This is a genomic window from Shewanella sp. KJ2020, from assembly GCF_024197625.1.
Taxonomy (GTDB): Bacteria; Pseudomonadota; Gammaproteobacteria; order Enterobacterales; family Shewanellaceae; genus Shewanella.
In genome coordinates, this window is sequence record NZ_JAKUKD010000024.1 from 57,921 (window position 1) to 78,330 (window position 20,410).

The following is a 20,410-nucleotide window of genomic DNA, read 5'->3' on the forward strand; positions in this document are numbered from 1 at the left end:
TTGTAAAAGACCAGATACTGACGGTGGATATTTAACATAGACAAAGACGTGCCGCGATCTCTAGTTTATGGATATCTAATCTAGGTCACGAAATTAAGCGATTTGTTATATATATATCTAAGATATTATTTTTACTTATGTATTTTCCCTACCAAACAAAATAGCCCTTTGTCTGTGATATTGAGCGATATTTGAGCGTTGCATGTTTTCTTATGGGATTCGGAGTCAGTTTGGGCGGCAAAACCAATAAAAAAGACGCTGGCGGTGGCAAGCGTCTTTGGGGATAACGGCTGTATAGCATTGCCTCTTATGGGCGATGGAGACTTAGCCTACATTGGCTAATAACGACTTACGGTAAACCACGATATCTTCGATCGTCAGCACAGGCATATTATGCAGTGCACCAAAGGCAATGATCTCGGGTAAACGCGCCATAGTGCCATCGGGATTAGTGACTTCACATAATACGCCCGCTGGCTTGAGTCCGGCCAGTTGCATTAAATCGATAGTGCCTTCGGTATGGCCGCGGCGAGTTAACACGCCACCGGGCTGGGCACGTAGCGGGTACACATGGCCTGGGCGGGCTAAATCACAGGGTTTTGCATTATCGGCAATGGCGGTTTTAATGGTGGTGACTCGGTCGGCCGCTGAAACGCCAGTGGTGACGCCTACTTTGGCTTCAATACTCACAGTAAAGGCGGTGCCATATTGGCTCGAGTTGTTTTCCACCATAGGCGGCAGCTCGAGGGCTTTGACTTTATCGTCGGGTAAACATAGACACACGATACCGCTGCATTCGCGGATTAACATGGCCATTTGGGCATTGGTCAGTGACTCGGCGGCAAAAATTAAGTCGCCTTCGTTTTCTCTATCTTCGTCATCGACAACCAACACACCTTGGCCTTGGCGTAGGGCATTAAGACCCGCTTCAACGCGTTCGATAGCAGTACCAAAAGGAGCAAGTAAAGACTGATTCATGGTTAATATCCTTAAAAATACGACATTGGAATATCCAGAATCAGGGCGTGCAGAAATACAGCTCAGGCGCATTAAAACATGGCTTTGCTGTAGCAATAGCACCGCACCAAAGGGCGACGTTATTGCAAAATATGAGGCTAACACGGCGCGATAGTTAAAAACGCTATGGTTAAGAAAGCATTCTTAGTTTCACGGCGTGTTGTCTTACATTCTCTTCCATCCGGACTCAGCACCGTTGCCATAAAAGCAAACAGTCCATTACCGTCGGCTCTGGAATATTGGGTATTTAGTCAAGCCCAAGTCACCAGATCTGCTGACCCCGAAAGTGTTTTCGGGCGCTCGCGGGCTTTTGATAAGGCTCAGTAATATCATCACTTAACCAGTACCAATTTACCGCCGGTGGGGAGTTTCACCCCGCCCTGAGAATTTGTTTTAAGGCTGTTTAGGCCCAAAAACGCCGTTATGTTGCGCCTATTTAGTGGTGATGGCAATAAAATCGCGCCTTAAATTGGGTAATGTTTGCGCAAGCGCACAACTGGCAAAGATCTTTAAGCGAGCATAACCTTTAGGAGACTCGCAACTATAGGTAGCTTGGGTATATCATACTCAGCATATTCACTTATTGGCTTGCCATCGTCACCTACGATGGTGTTTGAACGTCACAAGGACGTATAAATGCGCTCTCTGCTGCTTACTTTAGGTCTCGCTATGCTATTACCCGGTTGCTCCACTCCAAAAGGGCAAGTCTCTGCGCCCGTTGCGGAAAAAATTCCCCATGTGATGACCTTACATGGCGTGACCCGTACCGACGATTATTATTGGATGCGCGACGATAAACGCCAAGATCCCAAAGTGTTAGCGCACCTTAACGCCGAAAATCGCTACACTGAGGCCTATTTTAAACCGCTCAAACCACTGCAGGATGGACTGTTTAAAGAGCTGACCGAGCGTTTGCTCGCCGATGAGTCCAGCGTGCCATACCAATGGCATCAACATAGTTATTACCACAGATATCAAGAGGGTAGCGAATATCCACTGATCAGCCGAAAGGGCGCCGATGGGATTGAGCAACTGATGCTCGATGTGAACGAGCGCGCCAAGGGCCATGAATTTTATGGTTTAGGCGGCGCCAGTGTCAGCCCGGATGAAACTATGTTGGCCTTTGGTGAGGATCTGTTAAGTCGCCGGGTATATCAGATCTATTTTAAAGACTTAGCCTCTGGCGACATGATCACCGATGTGCTTGAAAACACAGAGGGCCGAGTGGTTTGGGCTAACGATAATCGCCATGTGTTTTATATTGCCAAGGATCTGCAAACCCTGCTGGGCTATCAAGTGTACCGCCACGAGCTAGGCACGCCACAGTCCCGTGATGTGCTGGTATATGAGGAGCAGGATGACTCATTTTATATTGCCCTTGGCAAAACCTTAGATGAATCGCAAATTGTGCTATTCCACGAGAACACCACCACCAGTGAAGTGTCAGTGCTCGATGCCAATGATGCGCTAAGTCTGTTTAAACCCGTATTACCACGGGAAGAAGGCCACGAATACAGCATCTCTAAACTGGGTGACAGCTATTACATTTTGACCAACTGGCAGGCGACTAACTTCCGTTTGATGAAGGTAGCGGTAAAAGATGCCGCCGATAAATCCAAATGGCAGGAAGTGGTTGCCCATAATCCCAATGCGCGGATTGAAGACCAATTAGTGCTTAAGGATCATCTGATCATTCAGACCCGTGAAAATGGGCTAAGTCGGATCAAAGTGATGCCGCTCAATGGCCAAAAGCCCTTTGAGCTGAGTTTTGACGAACCCGCCTATGTGCTCGGTTTAGATGTTAATTCCCAGCAAGATAGCGACAAGTTACGCATTTTTTACTCTAGCCTTACCACGCCAGAGGCTGTGTACGAGTACCATTTAAATAATCCCGATAGACGGGATTTGCTCAAGCAGGATCAAGTGTTAGGCGGTTTCGATGCCAGTGCGTACAAAGCCGAACGCTTATTTATCACCGTCCGTGATGGCGCCAAGGTGCCAGTGTCTTTGGTGTATCGCAAAGATAAATTCAAGAAAGACGGCACCAACCCTCTGTACCAATATGGTTATGGTTCATATGGTTACACGGTAGAGCCTGACTTTTCGTCGTCGGTTATCAGTCTGCTCGACCGCGGCTTTGTTTATGCTATCGCCCATGTGCGCGGTAGCGAAATGTTAGGTCGCCCTTGGTACGATGCGGGTAAACTACTGAATAAACAGAATACCTTTAATGACTTTATTGATGTCACTACGGCGTTAACCGAGCAAGGTTATGGCGATAAAAATAAAGTGGTTGCCGCTGGCGGCAGTGCGGGTGGCCTATTAATGGGCGCGATTGCCAATATGGCACCGGAGAAGTATTTTGCCATTGCGGCCCATGTGCCCTTTGTGGATGTAGTGACGACCATGCTCGATGAGTCGATTCCGCTGACTACCAACGAGTATGACGAATGGGGCAATCCCAATGAGAAGACCTATTTTGACTATATGCTCAGCTACTCGCCCTATGACAATGTCGCCGACCATGAGTATCCCCATCTGTTAGTAACCACGGGTCTGCATGATTCGCAGGTGCAGTATTTCGAACCCGCTAAATGGGTGGCGAAACTGCGCGAAGTGCAGAATAAGTGGTACAAGCTGGACGATAAGGTGTTGTTATTCGACGTCGATATGGATGCCGGCCACGGTGGTAAGAGTGGCCGTTATCGCCAGTATCAAGACACTGCCCAGGAATATGCCTTCTTCTTAAGTCTGTTAGGCATAACTAAGTAGGCGCCAACGGGTGACCGATTTAGTTGTTGAGACTGCAAATCCACATCACTTGGCTAGCCTTGAGCAAGGGGCTAGCCAAGATCAAGCTGTTACTTCGGACCAAGGCGCGACGTCAGAGATAGAACAAGTCTCGATGTGGTATCTGTACCTTATCCGCTGCGCCAATGGCCACTTGTACACTGGTATCACCACAGATGTCGTACGCCGGTTTAACGAGCATCAATCAAGCAGCCCCAAAGCAGCAAAGTACTTGCGCGGCAAAGGTCCATTAACCCTAATGTATCAAGAACAAGTCGGCACCCGCAGCGATGCCCTCAAGCGAGAGATCGCAGTTAAAAAGTTAAGCCGCAGTCAAAAGCTCGCTTTGATAGCGTTAGGTATGATGGCGGGGAACGATTAAGCTCTGCCATTTCAGTGACACGCCGTGAATATGTCCCTATAGGCTCGACCGTGACATCCATGTCACGGACGGTCACTTCCATGTCAGTGCTTAATCCCGTTAACCACTGAGTATCTTGTGAGCCTGCTCATATCCAGATTTAACAGTGGGTGCCTACATAAACACGTTGATGCTAAACAGTAAACGCTTTACAAAGGATTTGAACAAGATTTAGACTAAGCGCGGTTATTTTAAACTTTGCGTAATTAATTATGTCGTTTCTAAGATGAGAAATGCACTGTGATTACTTATTGTTAATGAGACCTTGATTGAGTTATTCAGAAAGTCTAACTGTAAAATTGGAGCTAGGGATGGATGCGGTAAAGAAAAATATAATAATTAACTCTTTAGAAAAAAGAATCCCATGGAATATTTTACGAATAATAGGCTCCACTGCCAAACTTGATTTTGCTAGAGGGTTGGCCGCAACAGCACAAAGATGGCGTGAATATGAACTGAATGATGTTACTGCAGACTCTTTTTTTAAGTTAGATAAGTTCTATAAGGAACAATTTCTATATTTTAATAAAACAGTATCAATAGATGAAGTTGAACCGGAAAGCTTTGAGTTTATATATAATCATGCAAGAAAAATAAAGCCTGTAGTTGATGAAGTTGTAATAAATTATCCATACATTGATGAAAATACTGACTCATTACTGAGTGCTCTTCCTCAGCTAACTCATGTGTCAGAGGATGCTGACGGTATTAATTTTGTTTACGCATCAGTGAAAAGTATGGTTGAAACATTTTCAATTAATGTCTCAACTTTAAAAGATGCAGAACTTTTAGGGACGTTAGAAGGTGTTTTTGATATAAGAGCAAAAAGAAGAATAACAAGGCGTTATTATGATTCAGTTTATTTAAGGAGATCTGACTCTACCATTGAACTAAAGTTAGATACATCTTCTTATTTATCTAAGGAAGATACTGATAATTCTTTTAGTATGCTTAGAGAAGAATTCTATAAAGATTTAAGAAAAGTAGTAAGTTTAGAATCTAAAAAATTCAATCGGTGTAACTTTTTTACTTTAATTCCTGCTGTTTATCATAAACACCAAGACCGTGCATGTGAACTTGGGTTTTGTGTTGGTGACGTAATACATCATGAAAGATTAAGATTGGGTCAACATGACTTGAGGCAGCAATTATTCCATAAAGCAGGTGTGGAAAAAGTTTCTGATATTTCTTTATTTAGAATTGCAGTAAAAAAGATTAATTCAATAGGTTCAGTGAACTATCATTCTGAATTATACTTTCCCGGAGTTTCAAAAATGACTGGCGATGCATTTCCATATCTTAGCCATGTTATATTATCTGAATGCTGCTCTAAGAATGATTATGATTACTTTATTCAATCCATAAAGGATTGTAAATTATCTTATTTTAAAAGTGATGTTTAAATGTACTTTAGTCAAATAGAAGCATTGATAAAGAATGACTGGAGAGATGATGACTCTCTAGAAATTGCCTTGCTTGTTTTTGAGTATTTTAAAAAGCGTGCAGAGAATAAAGATTATAGTAATGTAGGGTTCCATCAGATTCAACATGAAATCATTAGGGCTGGAGTTAATCATAGTGATTATGAGAGTAAAATTAGAATAATAATAAATTATATGTTGGATAAACATATTGAATTCTTGAAAGTGATTTATTGTCTTGTAGTCGATGATGTATGGCATCCATTAAGTGTCGATGAGTTACTAGATGCGAAACTACATGGCTCAATTGTGCATCCTAGTACGGGGGAGTTGATTTTTGACTATGAAAATAAGGTTTGCATCTTATTTTCGATTAATGAATCTCATCAGTTAGATATTGAGGTTGATATAGAATGAATGGCCTTGAAAATATGACGTTGGCGCAGGTTGAGAACGGTAGTTTGAGCTATTTTCTTCCTAATTGTACTTTGGGGCTTCAGCGTGATTTATATGGGAAAGATTATGATACATTTATAAAGAGTATAGATGAAACATTAGATTTAATAATAAATAGAATTGATATGCATCCTCATTTAAGAGCTCGAGATACTGAAGATAGAACTACATTAGAGATTGTAAATGCGTTCAGGTTTACAGGGATCACTGCAGAGCAAGATGCGTACTATAATGGAAATTGTGATTTTTCAATAAACTTTAGAGATAATTATGTTTGGCTTGGTGAAGCAAAGTTGGACACTAGTAATACGCATATTATGGAGGGGTTTAGGCAACTTGTTGATAGATATGCGACTGGATCAAAAGTTCAGAAAGAAGGTGCGTTAATTATATATTGTCGCTCATCAAGTCCAGCAGTTGTTCTTAGTAATTGGAGAGCTTACCTCAAGGGTAAAGAAAATGAACACTCTGAATATAGTATTAATTTTCAGGAAGAAATATTATTCAGTGGTGCGCGCCATTTTTATACAACCCATAAGCATAAAAGTTCTGGGCAGGTATTTAAGGTTAAACACATAACAGTATCCCTTCATGATGTTGCTTCTGACAAAAGCGCTAAAACAAGAAAGAAATGTAATCGTAGTTGCTCTACAGGGCGGGATTAAGCTTTGTTAAATCTCTTAACCAAAGAAAATCTCGCTCCTAAAATCGCCATTCCATGCAGCCTTTCTCATCTTGGTTGGTTTGCTGGCTTTTAGCGGATGTTGCTCTAAAAGGTTCAGCACGATACGACGAAATAACGCCATCTTCTTCGCGTTTTCACGGTCACCAATTCTTGAACAGTCTTCCCTAAATGTTACGTCAAGCACCCAGTGTTGCTGGTTCTCGATGTGCCAATGCTGACGCACCGCTTTGGCTGCAAGTTCGACGTCTAAAGGTAAGGAACTTAAGTAATAATCCGTATTAATGGTTGTAACACCTTTATGTGTTCGTTGACGTTCAACTGCTATGAGCGACTTGGCTGATGGCCACTTTTTCGCGAGCGCCTGCGGCAGCTTTGCTGGGACTTGAAACGTCATGCGACGCTCCTTACGGCCATGCCCCTTGTCATCCTCTTCGATACTCAATATGTCGACGCCGTCGTTATCCCAGTGAGGTTGGAACTGCATTTCTATGGCCTGCCTAAGTAGAGGTTGATTGCCTTTGACCTGAACAACATAGTCGCCTTTAGCTTTGATGATTTGTTGAAGCGTTTCCCGCTGGCAGTGAAGTGCATCAAAGGTTACAACAGCATCTTTAATGTCTAACATGTGCAACAGCGCTTGAACCGTTGCGATTTCGTTACCTTTGGTCTGTGTATCTTGCTGATACAGCACAATTCCTTGTTCTGTATCAAAGGCCGAGATGAGGTGAAGCGCATTTTTAGCGCCATGCTGATTAACAGCACCCCGCAAGGTTTTTCCATCGATAGCGATCAAAGGCTTAGATGATGCTTCTCTTACGCGATTAACCCAACTAAAGAGTGTCAACACCAGTATTTCGCTATCGATGACTTTAATGATCCGAGCAATAGAATGTCGAGTAGGGATCCCGTTATCAAAATTTCGATGTTTACGCAGCCAAGATAGATTCTCTTTGCCGAATTCTTCGATAGCTTGCCAGCCATCGCAACCTGAAGCGATAGCGGCTAAAACGAGAAAAATAATATCAACTAAATCATGGTTTAGATTGATGTGAGAGCGAGGGTCTTCGATGAGTTTCAAGTGTTCAAATAAGGACATGGATTAGGCTCAGTAGAATAACATGCCCGATCAGATCATGCAGATACGAAGAAGTTCCCTACTGTTAACAAAGTATGATCCCGCCCTGTAGTTGCTCTATATGTTGTACACAAACTGATTAAGAATAATTAAATTTAGAATTAAAGTCAGGTCAGGCATTGCTCGGTTATCAATGGTTGCACCCAATCAAGCATTGTTGCACCAGTGACCTTCTAAAACATGGATGTTTTAGTAGAGCCTACAGGGACGCGATTTTTAAAGCATGAGTACGGCGAGTCACTGGTGTAGCTCATATAAGAGCGTGCGAAAGCCTGCGGCAGGCAATTAGGGAGTACTATAGCCAGAAGCCATGATGCCACCAATTAGCCCCTCTAACCATTACCGAAACTATTGGTTTACCGAGACACTTATCGCGACATTTTGCTTAGAAAATTAAATAGGTAAAGCGTTACCAAAGGCTTACCTGAATTGAGCCTGAGAAAGTCTCAGACGCAAAAAAATGCCACTACAAGGGGTTAGTGGCATAAAGTGCATAAGATTGTCCATGGAACGGTAACGCTAAAAAGGGTGGGTAGAAGACTGACATTTTGGTTGGGAACCGTTGCAACATCAGTCTCTACGCCGGGAAGAAGGTCAATACTCGGGTTATTTCATGCTCACTGGACCGTCGATTTTATCGAATGTCACATCGCCGGAGCCCGCCGCTAAGATACTCAAACCTTTAGTGTTAATAACATTAATATCACCTGAACCATCTGTGATACTGACGGTATTTTGTACATTGGCGACTGCAATTTCGCCCGAACCATCGTCGATAGTGATATTGCCTTTGATATCAGTCACTGTGATAGCACCTGAGCCGTCGGTAATCGCTAAATTGCCATTGAGTTGAGTGACTTCAATTGCGCCCGAGCCATCGTCGATGCTGACATTATTGCCACCGTGGATAACCAGTTCGCCTGAGCCATCCTTCACCTTGATATCGGCGGTCATCTTATTGATCAAAATCGCACCCGAACCATCGTCAATATCCAGCGCTAATCCTGCAGGCACTTGCAGCTTAAGATCGATATAGGGTGAGTAGTTATTGAAGCTTTCCTGCTCAAAATCGGCCTTGAGCATGGCTTTATTGGCCTTTTTCTCAAGGGTGAGAATCACTTTGCTATCGTCATTGCTATAGATATCAGCCACTAACTTAATTTGGGTAAGGCCCTCAACACCGATAATTTCAAGGCTGCCTGCACCTGTTTCGGCAATCAGCTCCTCTATATCTTGGCTCTCGAGCACTAACTCGCGTTGCTGGTGATCTAAATCCGGCATGCCGGCGGCGTTCACATTGATAATGCAGCCCGTGAGTGACACACCAACGGTAAAGACGGCGATAAATCCGAGGGTGAAGATAAAGGGACGTAGTGACATTATATTCTTCCTTGTTTTCGACACTCGATGACCGACTGAGTGCAGAACTGATTGCGATTAACTTTATGTGAGCAGAGATTGCACATCCTATGCCAATTTTAAAATATTTTAATAATCAATGTTTTGCTTTAAATGCGTCCGGTTTAGCTTAAGCGGACATGTCCGCCGAATGAGTGATTTACCCACAGATTAGTGAAATTGCTTATTTATTAGGTTAGTGTGAGCCCTATCAACCCCGCTGGACTCAAAGCATAAAAGGAAGGCTGCCAATGGATTATTTAACAACCAATAAGATAGCTTGGGATGCACGCACTCGAGTGCATTTAACCTCTGATTTTTATGATGTTGAAGGCTTTCTGGGCGGCAAAACATCCCTAACGGAAATCGAGCTTAACGAGCTTGCGGTGACGGGCAAAAGTCTACTGCATCTGCAATGTCATTTTGGCTTAGATACCCTGTCGTGGGCGCGAATGGGCGCTAAAGTGATTGGGGTTGATTTATCCGAAGTGGCGATTGCTGAGGCGCGCAAGTTGGCGCAGCAGACGCAGTTGTCCGCCGAGTTTATCTGTAGCGATGTCTACAGCGTTGCGGGCAAGGTTGAGCCGCAAGATATTGTTTTTACCTCCTATGGTGCCATTGTGTGGTTACCGGATTTAATGCTTTGGGCGCAGACCATTGCGGCTTGTTTAAAGCCCGGCGGACAGTTTTATATGGCCGAGTTTCACCCGGCGCAGCAGTTGTTCGATGGCTATAGCTATTTTAATCGGGGTGAGCCAGATATAGAGCAGGAAGGGACTTATACCGAAAATGCCGGTGATGAGCAGCAAACCTTGATGTGCTGGTCGCACAGTCTGTCTGAAGTGATCAATGCATTATTGCAGGCGGGTTTAGTGTTGGAGTGTTTCCACGAATTTGATTTCAGCCCCTATAACTGCTTCGAAGGACTCGAAGCGCAAGCCGATGGCCGTTATGTGCTAACACACCAAGGGCAGCATGTGCCCTTGGTGTATAGCATCAGTGCGCGTAAGCCTGCTTGCGGGGATTAACGGCTACGGTAGACCGGATACTTAAGATATTGATTATCGTAGTAAGGACTGCGTTCATAGAACCAGCGTAAGCGCGCCTCGGGATCGGCTGCAAACTCTGGGTTTTCCAGCGCCTTATTAAACTCAACCTGCAATTTAGGATCGTCGCTAAGCATCTTGGCGGCCAGAGGCTCTATCGCATAGTCCTCAATATATTCGGTGCGGGTAAAGATAGGGTTGAAGAAGCCCCATTGCAGCAAGGAATCTGGCGATTGTGGCTCAAGCAGTAAAATTGCCAGATCGCCTAAGGGTTGCTCTGTGCTGATTTTGACTGTGCCCGCGGGCAAGGTGGTGATCACTTTGGCCAGTGTCGAGTCGGCCTTAACCGTGAGTCGCCCCTCGAATGCCTTAGTATTAAACACCGGATTGCTTAAGGCGTATTGTTGCAGCTTAAGCTCTGTGGGTTTGCTTAAACGAGTCATACGAATGCCGTGCAGATTGAGACGCTCGATGGCCTGTGTCCACTCAGCAGGAATATAGTAGGCACTCGGGCGAGTGACTTTAATATCCGGCACAGTTTCGGCCATCACAGGCAGGTTAGGGTACAGCTTAGGTTCGCCCGTCCAACGTACAACGTCGGTGCCACTAATTGGACTTTTCTCAAGTGTGTAGTCTATGCCTTTAAAATCCCAACCCTTAGCCAGTGGCGCCGATTTCCACGTTAATGTGATCAGCGGCGAGGCGCGGTATTTATCCTCTTGAATTGCACTCTTTAACTTAGTGGCTTGAGTGCCAACGGTTTTCAGGGTTTGCTCTAGCATCACATAGGTGCCAAGTACGCGTTGCTTAAAGGGTTTTAAGCTGTGGTTTTCAATCAAAATAGTGGGCAGATGGCGGGCATCACCATAACCATTAGAGAAGCGCGGGCTAGGGTTCCACAGTGACATGCCCTTAGTGATATCGGTATTGTCGACGGCGAAGATCAGCTGGCCGGGAATATGACCCTGCTCGGTTAATGCCGCTTCTACTGCTGGGCGATAGCTATTTTCGAGCCAGCGGAAACTGGCGGGACTCAAGCCTTGGGCGAGGTTGTAGCCGAAGGTGATATCGTATTGGTAATCTATACCGTCGGTCACATGCACATCGATATACAGATCCGGCTGCCACACATTAATTGCCCGCAGCATATGCTGCATTTCTAGGGTGTCGGCCTTAGCATAGTCGCGGTTAAGGTTGAGGTTATTGGCATTGGTGCGCCAGCCCATATTCACTGGGCCTCGTTGGTTTACGCGATTAAATTCGCCGCTGCGTTCATGGGCATCGACACTAAACATTGGTACAAACAACAGGTTGGCTTTTTCGAGCAGATCGCTTTTGTCGCCTTTAACTATATCCCGCAGTAGCATCATGCCGGCATCTTTACCGTCGATCTCGCCGGCATGAATACCTGCCTGTACTAACACCGTTGGCTTAGTGTTTTGTTTAAGACGCGCCGATTCGTTTATGCCTTCGCTACTGGCGACATACATCCAAATATCGCGGCCTTGAGGGCTCTTGCCGAGGCTCACTTTCTGCAATTTAGTGGTTTCGGCCGCCAATCGGTCGAGCCAGGCGATGGTATCGTCATAGCTTGGGCTTTCGATGCCATTGCTTTGCTCGAAGGGGGTTGCCCATTCGTGATCTGCGCTGAGTAATAGGGCTTCGCTGCCACCGTGCCAAGTGATGCTTGGCGGTAAAATGGCATCATTTACAAAGGTATTGGCGCGAGTCGGGGTTGCGACCACATTGGCTGCTGCTTCGGGAGCGGCTTCGGTTGTCGGTGCTGTGGCGCTGTTATCTACACTGGCTTCAACCACTGGGGTTTGCACGGCTTCGGTTTTCGTAACCTCGGCGCTAGCAACTTCAGTTTTAGTTGCCTCGGTTTGAGTAGCTTCATTATTCGCGGCTAAGGCTAAATGGGGAGTCAATAATGATCCTGCCGATAAGCAGGCGATTGCGACAACGGAAGGGGAAAACAAGCGCATGAAAAGAGTCCATATATCGAATTTTTATTAGGGCGGTATCTTTTCATTAAACCCCCAGCAAGCGCAAGGGCTGCCAAGGGTTTATCTTGGTTCGCGAGAGTGATTTTTAGCCGTAATTCCCCGTGGTAACGGCTTATGAACGCTTAGTAGTTTTGTGTAACACGGTTTGTCCGCTGTAGGCGACTTCGATAATGGCTATATCGGCATAAAGCGCCTCGACGGCGATGGCGAGTTGATAGATAAGCCAGCCATATCCTGTGAGTGCGAATCCCTGTGCCACCTCGTTTGCGACAGTGGCTGAGGCTTGCATTGGAGTTGCCAAGGTGAGTTGTAATCTCTGTTGCAGCTCCTGCTCTAACGCTGGCGGCAAGGTGGGTAAAGAAGGGTTTTTACCCGCCACAAATTCGCCAAGTCGCTGCAGATACGCCGTAAGCTCGGCGGCGACTCTATTGATTTGATGGTAGGCCTCTTTATCGGCCTCCTGCCAGCGGCTTAAGGGCAAGAGTTCGAGCAGGGTGATCAGTCGAACCTGTTTATTGACTAATTCCGCGAGCAGCACTTTGTGCTTTTTCAGGGTTTGGCTTTCCCACTCGAGGGAGAAAAACAGTTTCTTTTGGGTTAATACCGCCTTCATGGCCGCTTCGAGTTCGGCGCGAAAATCTAAGTCATGGTTGGCTGGCGCCTGTAAATGCTGAGTGAGCACCTTGGCCATACTGTTAATGGCATTGGCGAGCTGACTGCGCCAGTCCTGTTTGGCTTTAATTGGGAAGATAAATAGCGACACCAAAATCGCGATAATACAGCCGAGCAGAATATTGGCCGTGCGCCACAGCGCCTCAGAGGTATCATGGTTGGCATCGCCAACAACGATAATGATGGTAAATCCCGCGACTAAATAGGCGTAGCTATAACGCCCCGCCGAGATAAAGCAAATCAGCGTCACCCCTAAAATCAGCAACCCCATCATTAGCCAATAACTGTCGATGGTTGCCACTAACATCACGCCGTAAGCCGAGCCTAAACAAGTGCCTACCGCTCGTTGCAGGGATTTTTCAATCGCGCCGCCTACCTGCGGCAGACTCATCATAATGATCACTATAGTCACCATGCTCCAAATAAAATGCGGCGGCGACCAAATGGCATTGATGGTCACGGCAATCAGTAGAGCAAGGCCGAGTTTTAGGGCATGGATGGCGCGAAAGTGGCGATAGATATAGTCGGCAAAGGGGCTTGCGGGGGCAAAAACAGACATAGTGCAAAACTCCTTTGGACATTAGCGCTAAGTGATTATCGCAGAAACACGGCGCCTAGGAGTGGCTCGTGGGATAAAGAAATACGAATTGCGAGGCCAAGCCGTTCGAGCTTAGCCTAAGGTGACGCCAAGATCACATTAAGGTTTTGGAGGTCGAGTCAATCGCTGCGATAAGAGCAAACGTAGCGCATAAAAAAAGGCTTGAATAAGCAAGCCTATTCAAGCCTAGGTATATACCTTAGTATTCAACCAGTTAGTGCGAGGTTTGCTCAGCGGTATATTTATCCATAATCGCGGCGCAGGCCGCATCGCCCGTGATATTAAGCGCGGTGCGGATCATGTCAAATACCCTGTCTAAGGCGAATAATAGCGGTAAACCATCGATAGGAATGCCAGCCGCGAGCAGCACGGCGACCACTAAAAATGATGGGCCAGGTACGCCCGCTTGGCCAATGGCGCCTAAGGTTGAAGTAAAGATAATCGCCGCATAGGCGGTCATTGATAGGTCAACGTTGTACATTTGCGCGAAGAACATGGCGACCAAACCATAATAAATCGCGTTGCCGCTCATATTGATAGTTGCACCTAAGGGCAGTACAAAGGCGGTGGTTGCCTTAGAGATCTTAAGATCTTCTTCACAGGTTTCCATATTCACCGGCAGAGTCGCCATGGAGGATGCGGTCGATAATGCCATTACCTGCGGTTTCTTCATCGCCGAAATAAATTGCCGCGCCGATACTTTAGAGAATAACTGCACCACCAATGGGAAGAACAGAAAGCCGTAGATCATAATCGCGGCCACAAACACGGCAAATAACTTAAACACGACTTCTAGCGCGTCGAAGCCAAAGGTGCCGACGGAATCGGCCATTAAACCAAACACACCGATTGGTGCGATGATCATCACGCAGTTGATCATCCACACAAAGGCGTCGACGACGGTATTTAACGCCGCCATGATGGGCTTAGCGCCATCGCCTTTAACCTTAGTCAGCGCGATACCAAAGAAAATACTAAATACCAGTATTTGAAGGATATTTCCGCCGTTTAGTGACTCAAACACATTGGTTGGGATCATACCGATAAAGGTATCCATCACCCCGGGTAGTGCGCCATGATCCTTAGTCACTTCCATTAAGTCTGCGCCACTGTGGGCGGTAAAATCGACCCCAGCACCCGGCTGAAATAGATTACCCATCACCAAGGCAAGCACCACGGCAAAGCCTGAGGTCACAATAAAGAAGCCAAAAGTGCCGACGCCAATCTTACCCGCCGATGGACTATCGCCTAAACTCGCTGCGCCGCTGATGATAGAAACCAAGACGAGAGGTATCACTAGCATCTTGATTAAATGGATAAAAATGGTGCCAAGTGGTGCGAAGATACTCGCACTTTCGCCCATGATAAAACCCACCAGTGCACCAATAATCATGGCTATAACCACTTGCACACCAATGTTGCCTAATAAATTCTTGCTTTTCATGCTTGCGTAACTCCCCCGACACGCTTTTTTTGGGCGCCTAAGGTATCACAGTTGCATCGACTGTATTTGTGAAACATCACTAACCTTGGCTTGAAAATAATCAAAATCTAAATCAGGTTAGCGTTAAATGATAAAATGTCAAAAAATGACTATAAAAAATATCGATAATTCATTTCTGGCGGTTTTTTTAGTGCGTAATTTATTGAATTGTGATTTTTGTCGGGAGCAAGGGCCTTCAGGTAAGTACTAAAAGTGCGTTGGGTTATCAAGTGTTGCCTTGGTTTTATTTTGGTAAACAGTAATCGATTTAAATTATGAATCCAAATGCGAATTGTTTGCATTATTTAAGTCGATGTGTAAAATCGTCACAATTTTTTACATATGTTTACAAATAATAACCATTTGGGGGAAGGCAATGAAAAAAACACTACTCGCTAGCGCGCTATTGGGCCTCTTGACTAGCCATCAAGCGCTCGCCACAGATGAAACACAAGAACTGCGTAAAGTGATTGAGCAACAACAACAAGTACTGCAGGATCTTGAAAAACGCTTAGAAGAAACTGAAAAACGAGTAGAAAAAACCGCCGATGCCGTTGAAGAAACTGGCTCAAGCAAGAGTGCAACGACCATTGGGGGTTATGGCGAACTGCACTACAACAACATCTCAGACAACATTAAAGACACTGACAAAAAAGAGTTCGATTTTCATCGTTTTGTGTTGTTCTTTGGCCATGAATTTACTGAAAAGACCCGTTTTTTCTCTGAGCTAGAAGTGGAACATGCATTGGCTGGCGAAGGTAAAAAGGGTGAAGTTGAGATAGAACAAGCCTATATCGAACACGATTTCAACCAGAGCTTCACGGGTAAAGCGGGTCTGTTCCTGATGCCAGTTGGTATCATCAACGAAACCCACGAGCCACCGGTATTTTACGGTGTTGAGCGTAATCCAGTTGAAGCAAACATCATCCCTGCGACTTGGTGGGAAGCGGGTTTAGCGTTAAATATTAAAGCGGCACCTGGCCTTGCATTTGATACCGCAGTGACGAGTGGTCTTGCCGTTGCCACAACGGGTGACAAAGCATTTGATATTCGTAGCGGTCGCCAAAAAGTGTCTAACGCTAATGGTGAAGATTTAGCCTATACCGCCCGAGTGAAATACACCGCAGTGCCAGGTTTAGAGTTGGCCGCTTCTGCACAATATCAATCGGATTTAACTCAAGGAGCTGCGGGTGTCGATACGGCATCGGCAACCTTGTTAACTGCGCACGCTATCTACAGCATTCAAAACTTCACCATTAAAGCACTTTATGCTCAATGGGATATCGATGGCGAAGAGGCAGAAGTCCTGGGGAAAGATAAGCAACAGGGCTATTACATTGAGCCTTCGTATCGTTTCAACGAAAGCTTTGGTGTCTTCGCCCGCTACAATGCGTGGGATAACAAGGCAGGCAATGATGCTGACACCGAAATCACCCAAACCAACATTGGTGTGAATTACTGGTTACATGAAAACGTGGTCTTTAAAGCCGATTATGAAACCCAAGGTGGTGCTAAAGACGCCGACGGTTTCAACTTAGGTGTGGGTTACCAGTTCTAAGCTTTGTTTCTCACTCGAATAAAGTCACACACCTGCAGATGTGTGACTTTATTCATTATCTTTGAAGGTGATTATGGGCACATTTTTCGCGGCACTGACAAAGGCGAGCCAGCGCCTTGGCAGATCATTGATGAGCAGCCTAGGGATATTATTACTCGCGGTATGCCCTTTGCGGCTGAGCGCCGTCGAATACCAAAGTGCCGATGCCTTTATTCAACAGGCATTTAATGGCAATAAAGGCACAACTAAAGTCTTTTGGGTTGACGATCATGCCAAACAGGTTATTGAATCGATACTTGCTCATAGTTTCAATAAGATGCGCATTCGTTATTGGCAGCAAGACAATGAAACCGTGTGGATTTTAGATGAAATAGGCAAAGAAGCACCAATCACTGTCGGGATCCATATTAAAGACCACGCCATAGTCAGGACTAAAGTATTGGTTTACCGTGAAAGCCGCGGCGATGAAGTTCGCCATGATTTCTTTACGGATCAATTCAAATCAGCCAAACTCGACGACCAAACACAACTCGATCAGCATATTGACGGTATTACCGGCGCCACCCTGTCGGTCAGAGCCTTGACGAAACTGTCTCGTATTGCTTTGTGGCTCGATAACTATGTTACAAAAGCCGAAGCCGAACAGAGTCAATAATAGTCAACTAGCCAGACGTAAAATGTAACTATGACTCGAAAGCATAAATCACAATCGATACAGACTATTAGCTACAAACTTGCCCGCGCGCTTCGCCCTTGGCACCGTAGATTGGGTATCTTAAGCTGTCTATTTATCCTATTGCTCGTGGTGACGGGTGTCGCCATCAATCACAGCCAGGCACTACGGCTTAATAAATCCCCAGTGCAACAAACTTGGTTGTTGGATTATTACGGGATTGCGACGCCCCATCATATTGCCCAATTTGGCAGTGAAGCCCAGCCGCTATTTATCACAGATAACCGACTCTGGTTGGGGCGTGAGCCCATACTCGAGGCTCAAAGCCAATTAATTAGTGCGGTGTTTTTACCTAATCTGTTGATAGCTATTGATAATAATCAACTTTATCTATTTGATAGCCAAGGGCACTTACAGGAAACTCAAAATAGCAGCACGGGTTTACCTGAGGGTTTAGAGGCCTTAGCCGTAGAGTCTTTACCCCTCGATGCAGCCCACACCGAAACAGTCAATCGCGTTTGGCTTAAAACCACTGCAGGCTATTTTCGAGCCGACGAAAATCTTATCGAGTGGATCCCAGAACAGCCATTAGCGCCGCTGCAGTGGGTCATCTCTGCAGAGCCTGTGGACGCAGATATGATTCAATACGCCCGCAGCGCGAACCTCAACTGGGAAAGGGTGATGCTAGATTTGCACAGCGGCCGCTTATTTGGCGCCTATGCCGTGTGGCTATGGGATATTTTCGGGCTAGCGTTATTGCTGGTATCCCTAAGCGGCCTTTGGCTGTGGATAAAGCAAATCAAATCTAAGCGATAAACTTGTTTACTCAGCCAAGCCGCCGCGTAGACCAGCTGTTATGGCTGAATTGAGATGCCGCAAACAAAAAAGGCCAGCTACTGGAGCTGGCCTAGAAACTGTCAACCTATCTTAGGATGGAACACCTAAGATGCTGCGCCACAATTATCTAAGTGTGACAAATTCCTCTGCACCCGTTGGGTGAATGGCGACAACGGCATCGAAGTCGGCTTTGGTCGCGCCCATTTTGAGTGCGACTCCAAAGCCTTGGAGGATCTCATCCATTCCAAAACCAATACCATGAATACCGACGACTTTTTCGTCCTTGTCTGCGCAAACTAACTTCATCTTACAGGCTTGGCGATGGCTGGTGACGGCCGTGTACATTGAGGTAAAGGTAGAGGAGTACACTTTAACGTTATCATCGCCATATTGGCTACGCGCCTCGGGTTCGGTCAGGCCCATAGTGCCGATAGGTGGATGGCTAAACACGACCGTTGGGATCAAGCTGTAATCCATTTTGGCATTTGTCATGCCGTTGAATAAACGCTCGGATAACAAACGGCCCGCTTTAACTGCGACAGGGGTGAGTTCTACGCCGCCCGCCATAATATCGCCGACACAGTAAATCCCTTTGTGGGTGGTATTTTGCTGCTCGTCCGTGATGACATAACCTTTGCTATCTAATTGAACGTCAGTGTTTTCTAAGCCGATATTGCCAGTGGCGGGTGAGCGGCCAATGGCCCAGATCAGACAATCGACAGTGACGCTCTCGCCATTCTCTAGGCTTAATGTCAGGCTGTTATCGGCATTTTTGACCACTGCTTTTGGCACGCTATGGGTGTGCAATGTTGGGCCTTCGGTGGCCATGGCATCGACTAGGGCGTCGATAAGCATAGGGTCGAAGTTGCGCAGCGGTGCATGCTTACGCACAAATAAGTGGGTTTCGCTGCCAAGGGCGTGTAACACACCAGCGACTTCGACCGCGATATAGCCAGCGCCAACAACGGCAACACGTTTAGGTTGTTCACGCAGGGCGAAGAAACCATCGGAGTCGATACCATATTCGGCACCGGGAATATTCGGAATAGTCGGCGCGCCGCCAGTGGCGATCAATATATGATCGGCGGTGTAGTGCTCGCCGTTAACTTCAATGGTATTGCCATCCACAAAGCGGCCATAACCATTGAGCAGAGTCACTTTATTGTTAGTAAAACCACGGCCGTAGGCATCGTGAATACGACCAATATAGGCTTCGCGGCTGTTGACTAAGGTATTCCAATCAAACTTATTTACAGTAACGTCGAAGCCATAATCCTTAGCGTAAAGGTGCATAGCTTCGGCGATATGGGCGCCATACCACATGACTTTTTTCGGTACACAGCCTACGTTTACGCAGGTGCCACCCACGTGTTTAGCTTCGATAAGCAACACCTTAGCGCCACGCATTGCGGCGCGGTTGGCCGAGGCGATACCACCGCTGCCTGCGCCTAGGCAGATATAGTCAAAATGTTGAGCCATGAGTTTCTCCGTCTTACTTCAAGGGTGAGATGCTGTAACTGCAGAAAGCCATTGTAGGGTGGATTGTGCTCACAGACCAGCCTATTGCATGGGTTATCGTTTGGGTTAAATCATTTAGCGGCGATACTGGCAGCGGGAGTGATCGTCTCGATTTGGTCCTTCGGCACCACATTTTAAGCATTGCCATTCCTGTTGGCGGGCGCTGAGTTCATCGGCGTGATATTGGCTGGCGTTATCCTGCTTGCTACGCATTTGGGCTTCTAACTGAGACATACGTTGGTCAAGCCAGCGGCAGTTAGGGTTATTTGCGACCTGTTCACGGCTGGCAAGCTGTTGTTTACGAGTGAGTTTCTTCGTTTTAGCCGATTTAGTTGTTTTTTTAGTCGCTTGGGTTTTGGAGGGTTCTGCCGGGGTAATAGTGGGCGCCGAATACTCGAACGCACTCTGCGGCTCGCTGGGAATAGCAATCGGCTTCCCCTCACTGTCGAGCAGCGTTCCTAAGGGCAAAGGCTCGGCCTGCGCCGGTTGTGGCAAAGACACTAAACCGGGGTCGGGTGCCTGACGTGCATTGGCTGAATTTGTTAAAGGTATAAAAAGTATGGCAAGAACCATAAATGCAGTGCGGGTGAAGTATAAGTGATGCGCTAACATTCCCTGTTCCTCGGCATTAAAGGGGTGAAGATGAAGGTCGCTCCGTCGACGTTTTCAGTGTAGTTAGTGGGTTGGATTTTGCCA

General features: G+C 46.2%; 17 protein-coding genes and 1 riboswitch. Of the genes, 9 read left to right on the forward strand and 8 right to left on the reverse strand.

Going from position 1 to position 20,410, the window contains the following annotated elements:
- Nucleotides 1-324 precede the first annotated feature (324 nt).
- Nucleotides 325-978 (reverse strand): 3,4-dihydroxy-2-butanone-4-phosphate synthase, encoded by a 654-nt coding sequence (ribB, locus tag MJO46_RS13405; RefSeq protein WP_253989724.1) that lies wholly within the window; start codon nucleotides 976-978, stop codon nucleotides 325-327.
- A 204-nt stretch (nucleotides 979-1,182) separates the two neighbouring features.
- A riboswitch (FMN riboswitch) is annotated at nucleotides 1,183-1,409 on the reverse strand.
- 244 nt (nucleotides 1,410-1,653) lie between these two features.
- On the opposite strand from ribB, the gene MJO46_RS13410 reads away from it, so the two are divergent.
- The 5 genes from MJO46_RS13410 (at nucleotide 1,654) to MJO46_RS13430 (ending at nucleotide 6,770) form a co-directional block, all read left to right on the forward strand.
- Nucleotides 1,654-3,789, forward strand: coding sequence for a S9 family peptidase (locus MJO46_RS13410; RefSeq protein WP_253989725.1), 2,136 nt, complete (start codon nucleotides 1,654-1,656; stop codon nucleotides 3,787-3,789).
- Nucleotides 3,790-3,799: 10 nt separating this feature from the next.
- A complete protein-coding gene (locus MJO46_RS13415) occupies nucleotides 3,800-4,189 on the forward strand; it encodes a GIY-YIG nuclease family protein (protein ID WP_253989726.1) in 390 nt (129 codons plus the stop codon).
- Between the two features lie 308 nt (nucleotides 4,190-4,497).
- Nucleotides 4,498-5,631 (forward strand): hypothetical protein, encoded by a 1,134-nt coding sequence (locus MJO46_RS13420; RefSeq protein ID WP_253989727.1) that lies wholly within the window; start codon nucleotides 4,498-4,500, stop codon nucleotides 5,629-5,631.
- Complete coding sequence (locus MJO46_RS13425) at nucleotides 5,632-6,066, forward strand: hypothetical protein (RefSeq protein WP_253989728.1); 435 nt, start codon at nucleotides 5,632-5,634, stop codon at nucleotides 6,064-6,066.
- Nucleotides 6,063-6,770 carry a hypothetical protein gene (locus MJO46_RS13430; protein WP_253989729.1) on the forward strand — a complete coding sequence of 236 codons (708 nt, stop codon included), beginning with the start codon at nucleotides 6,063-6,065 and terminating at the stop codon, nucleotides 6,768-6,770. The genes MJO46_RS13425 and MJO46_RS13430 overlap by 4 nt, the downstream gene beginning before the upstream one ends.
- A gap of 15 nt (nucleotides 6,771-6,785) precedes the next feature.
- Here the strand turns inward: MJO46_RS13430 and MJO46_RS13435 are convergent, their stop codons facing one another.
- Nucleotides 6,786-7,886, reverse strand: coding sequence for an ISAs1 family transposase (locus MJO46_RS13435; protein ID WP_253988702.1), 1,101 nt, complete (start codon nucleotides 7,884-7,886; stop codon nucleotides 6,786-6,788).
- Nucleotides 7,887-8,531: 645 nt separating this feature from the next.
- Complete coding sequence (locus tag MJO46_RS13440; protein WP_253989730.1) at nucleotides 8,532-9,305, reverse strand: DUF4097 domain-containing protein; 774 nt, start codon at nucleotides 9,303-9,305, stop codon at nucleotides 8,532-8,534.
- A 269-nt stretch (nucleotides 9,306-9,574) separates the two neighbouring features.
- Here MJO46_RS13440 and MJO46_RS13445 point away from each other — a divergent pair, with 269 nt between their 5' ends.
- Nucleotides 9,575-10,351 (forward strand): bifunctional 2-polyprenyl-6-hydroxyphenol methylase/3-demethylubiquinol 3-O-methyltransferase UbiG, encoded by a 777-nt coding sequence (locus MJO46_RS13445; protein WP_253989731.1) that lies wholly within the window; start codon nucleotides 9,575-9,577, stop codon nucleotides 10,349-10,351.
- Here the strand turns inward: MJO46_RS13445 and MJO46_RS13450 are convergent.
- The 3 genes from MJO46_RS13450 to MJO46_RS13460 form a co-directional block, all read right to left on the reverse strand.
- A complete protein-coding gene (locus MJO46_RS13450; protein WP_253989732.1) occupies nucleotides 10,348-12,354 on the reverse strand; it encodes a M14 family metallopeptidase in 2,007 nt (668 codons plus the stop codon). The genes MJO46_RS13445 and MJO46_RS13450 overlap by 4 nt on opposite strands.
- A 133-nt stretch (nucleotides 12,355-12,487) precedes the next feature.
- Nucleotides 12,488-13,606, reverse strand: a complete 1,119-nt coding sequence (locus MJO46_RS13455) for an FUSC family protein (RefSeq protein WP_253989733.1) — start codon at nucleotides 13,604-13,606, stop codon at nucleotides 12,488-12,490.
- Nucleotides 13,607-13,859: 253 nt separating this feature from the next.
- Nucleotides 13,860-15,089 (reverse strand): dicarboxylate/amino acid:cation symporter, encoded by a 1,230-nt coding sequence (locus MJO46_RS13460; RefSeq protein ID WP_253989734.1) that lies wholly within the window; start codon nucleotides 15,087-15,089, stop codon nucleotides 13,860-13,862.
- Between the two features lie 415 nt (nucleotides 15,090-15,504).
- Here MJO46_RS13460 and MJO46_RS13465 point away from each other — a divergent pair, with 415 nt between their 5' ends.
- The 3 genes from MJO46_RS13465 to MJO46_RS13475 all read left to right on the forward strand — a co-directional run bounded on the left by MJO46_RS13465 (nucleotide 15,505) and on the right by MJO46_RS13475 (nucleotide 18,175).
- A complete protein-coding gene (locus tag MJO46_RS13465) occupies nucleotides 15,505-16,686 on the forward strand; it encodes a porin (RefSeq protein ID WP_253989735.1) in 1,182 nt (393 codons plus the stop codon).
- 73 nt (nucleotides 16,687-16,759) lie between these two features.
- Complete coding sequence (locus MJO46_RS13470) at nucleotides 16,760-17,341, forward strand: FMN-binding protein (protein ID WP_253989736.1); 582 nt, start codon at nucleotides 16,760-16,762, stop codon at nucleotides 17,339-17,341.
- A 30-nt stretch (nucleotides 17,342-17,371) separates the two neighbouring features.
- The gene (locus tag MJO46_RS13475) at nucleotides 17,372-18,175 is read left to right on the forward strand and encodes a PepSY-associated TM helix domain-containing protein (RefSeq protein WP_253989737.1); all 804 of its coding nucleotides are present in this window, start codon (nucleotides 17,372-17,374) and stop codon (nucleotides 18,173-18,175) included.
- 144 nt (nucleotides 18,176-18,319) lie between these two features.
- Here the strand turns inward: MJO46_RS13475 and gorA are convergent, their stop codons facing one another.
- Nucleotides 18,320-19,675 (reverse strand): glutathione-disulfide reductase, encoded by a 1,356-nt coding sequence (gene gorA / locus MJO46_RS13480; RefSeq protein WP_253989738.1) that lies wholly within the window; start codon nucleotides 19,673-19,675, stop codon nucleotides 18,320-18,322.
- Between the two features lie 114 nt (nucleotides 19,676-19,789).
- Nucleotides 19,790-20,326, reverse strand: a complete 537-nt coding sequence (locus tag MJO46_RS13485; protein ID WP_253989739.1) for a hypothetical protein — start codon at nucleotides 20,324-20,326, stop codon at nucleotides 19,790-19,792.
- Nucleotides 20,327-20,410 lie beyond the last annotated feature (84 nt).